This is a genomic window from Bradyrhizobium elkanii WSM2783 (assembly GCF_000472865.1).
Classification (GTDB): domain Bacteria; phylum Pseudomonadota; class Alphaproteobacteria; order Rhizobiales; family Xanthobacteraceae; genus Bradyrhizobium; species Bradyrhizobium elkanii_A.
On record NZ_AXAP01000127.1, the window covers coordinates 1 to 2,500 of the forward strand.

1 protein-coding gene, 2 tRNA genes and 1 rRNA gene are annotated in these 2,500 nt (G+C 55.1%); 3 read left to right on the forward strand and 1 reads right to left on the reverse strand.

The window, feature by feature from the left end:
* Positions 1 to 235: hypothetical protein (locus YY7_RS62755; RefSeq protein ID WP_210164755.1), on the reverse strand; the 235-nt coding region annotated here is incomplete at its 3' end.
* Positions 236 to 246: 11 nt separating this feature from the next.
* On the opposite strand from YY7_RS62755, the gene YY7_RS0146425 reads away from it, so the two are divergent.
* From YY7_RS0146425 to YY7_RS0146435, 3 genes are all read left to right on the forward strand, one after another.
* A 16S ribosomal RNA gene (locus YY7_RS0146425) occupies positions 247 to 1,735 on the forward strand.
* A gap of 228 nt (positions 1,736 to 1,963) precedes the next feature.
* A tRNA-Ile gene (locus YY7_RS0146430) sits at positions 1,964 to 2,040 on the forward strand.
* 33 nt (positions 2,041 to 2,073) lie between these two features.
* Positions 2,074 to 2,149, forward strand: a tRNA-Ala gene (locus tag YY7_RS0146435).
* Positions 2,150 to 2,500 lie beyond the last annotated feature (351 nt).

Sequence of the window (2,500 nt, forward strand, 5' to 3'; positions counted from 1 at the left end):
CGGGCTGTTTGACAAGTGAAGATGAAGAAAGAGAAACGTGGACGGCGGAGTCCTTGCGGGTCTCGATTTTGAAAACCTTGGTTTTCCCGATCGGGACCGGACGAAAGACTTCGGCGGTACACGTTTTGAATAAGGTTACACCATGGCCTCTTGATTGAGGTCGGGTCGCCAGCGATGTGAATCGCTGCGCGATTTTGGTGTGGACCTCGTCAAACGTTGTGATCAGCCGGTTCAAAGTTTCAAGTCCAACTTGAGAGTTTGATCCTGGCTCAGAGCGAACGCTGGCGGCAGGCTTAACACATGCAAGTCGAGCGGGCGTAGCAATACGTCAGCGGCAGACGGGTGAGTAACGCGTGGGAACGTACCTTTTGGTTCGGAACAACACAGGGAAACTTGTGCTAATACCGGATAAGCCCTTACGGGGAAAGATTTATCGCCGAAAGATCGGCCCGCGTCTGATTAGCTAGTTGGTGAGGTAATGGCTCACCAAGGCGACGATCAGTAGCTGGTCTGAGAGGATGATCAGCCACATTGGGACTGAGACACGGCCCAAACTCCTACGGGAGGCAGCAGTGGGGAATATTGGACAATGGGCGCAAGCCTGATCCAGCCATGCCGCGTGAGTGATGAAGGCCCTAGGGTTGTAAAGCTCTTTTGTGCGGGAAGATAATGACGGTACCGCAAGAATAAGCCCCGGCTAACTTCGTGCCAGCAGCCGCGGTAATACGAAGGGGGCTAGCGTTGCTCGGAATCACTGGGCGTAAAGGGTGCGTAGGCGGGTCTTTAAGTCAGGGGTGAAATCCTGGAGCTCAACTCCAGAACTGCCTTTGATACTGAAGATCTTGAGTTCGGGAGAGGTGAGTGGAACTGCGAGTGTAGAGGTGAAATTCGTAGATATTCGCAAGAACACCAGTGGCGAAGGCGGCTCACTGGCCCGATACTGACGCTGAGGCACGAAAGCGTGGGGAGCAAACAGGATTAGATACCCTGGTAGTCCACGCCGTAAACGATGAATGCCAGCCGTTAGTGGGTTTACTCACTAGTGGCGCAGCTAACGCTTTAAGCATTCCGCCTGGGGAGTACGGTCGCAAGATTAAAACTCAAAGGAATTGACGGGGGCCCGCACAAGCGGTGGAGCATGTGGTTTAATTCGACGCAACGCGCAGAACCTTACCAGCCCTTGACATCCCGGTCGCGGACTCCAGAGACGGAGTTCTTCAGTTCGGCTGGACCGGAGACAGGTGCTGCATGGCTGTCGTCAGCTCGTGTCGTGAGATGTTGGGTTAAGTCCCGCAACGAGCGCAACCCCCGTCCTTAGTTGCTACCATTTAGTTGAGCACTCTAAGGAGACTGCCGGTGATAAGCCGCGAGGAAGGTGGGGATGACGTCAAGTCCTCATGGCCCTTACGGGCTGGGCTACACACGTGCTACAATGGCGGTGACAATGGGAAGCGAAGACGCAAGTCCTAGCAAATCTCAAAAAGCCGTCTCAGTTCGGATTGGGCTCTGCAACTCGAGCCCATGAAGTTGGAATCGCTAGTAATCGTGGATCAGCACGCCACGGTGAATACGTTCCCGGGCCTTGTACACACCGCCCGTCACACCATGGGAGTTGGTTTTACCTGAAGACGGTGCGCTAACCGAAAGGGGGCAGCCGGCCACGGTAGGGTCAGCGACTGGGGTGAAGTCGTAACAAGGTAGCCGTAGGGGAACCTGCGGCTGGATCACCTCCTTTCTAAGGATGGTCCTTCAGAGAGCTCACGCTCACTATCGGATCGTTTTAGAAACATCTCGGGGCCAATCGATCGCCAGATCGCTTGAGCTCCATTGGCGGGATTTCGCCGTCTTCGTTTCTCTTTCTTCGCGGACGAACACGCGCCAGGGGCTAGAGCGCTGTGCGATGCATCGGCGAAAGCCGGTTGCGCGCGAGCGGGTTCCTAATCCTTTGTAGGATGAGCGTTAGGGGCTTGTAGCTCAGTTGGTTAGAGCGCGCGCTTGATAAGCGTGAGGTCGGAAGTTCAAGTCTTCCCAGGCCCACCACTTTCATCGAGCGGGCATTCGTCTTCTGGTTACGGGGCCATAGCTCAGCTGGGAGAGCGCGTGCTTTGCAAGCATGAGGTCGTCGGTTCGATCCCGTCTGGCTCCACCAGATGGTTTGATCGCCGGTGCCTCAACCGTCGTCCGCGAAACATCAATTCGCACACGCAGTCCGGATGGACGCGGTGTGCGTGTTATCTGACATCGTAAAGAGGAGATCGATCCAAGTTTGGGATCTGCGGAGCAATTCGCGGGTGCTCATTCACTATCTCCAGATCATTTTCGGCGCTCGTTCATCGCAAGATGAGCGGGTTGTAAAATGATCCTGTTAGCGAAGCTTGACCGCCTCGCTATTGGTTCGATCTTACGAAGCAAGCTGGTCTTTCTAATCAATGTCCGGCCGCGCAAGCAGCATTCATCGAGGGTGCGCGCTTTGAGATTTCGGTCTCAATGCGATTGGGCG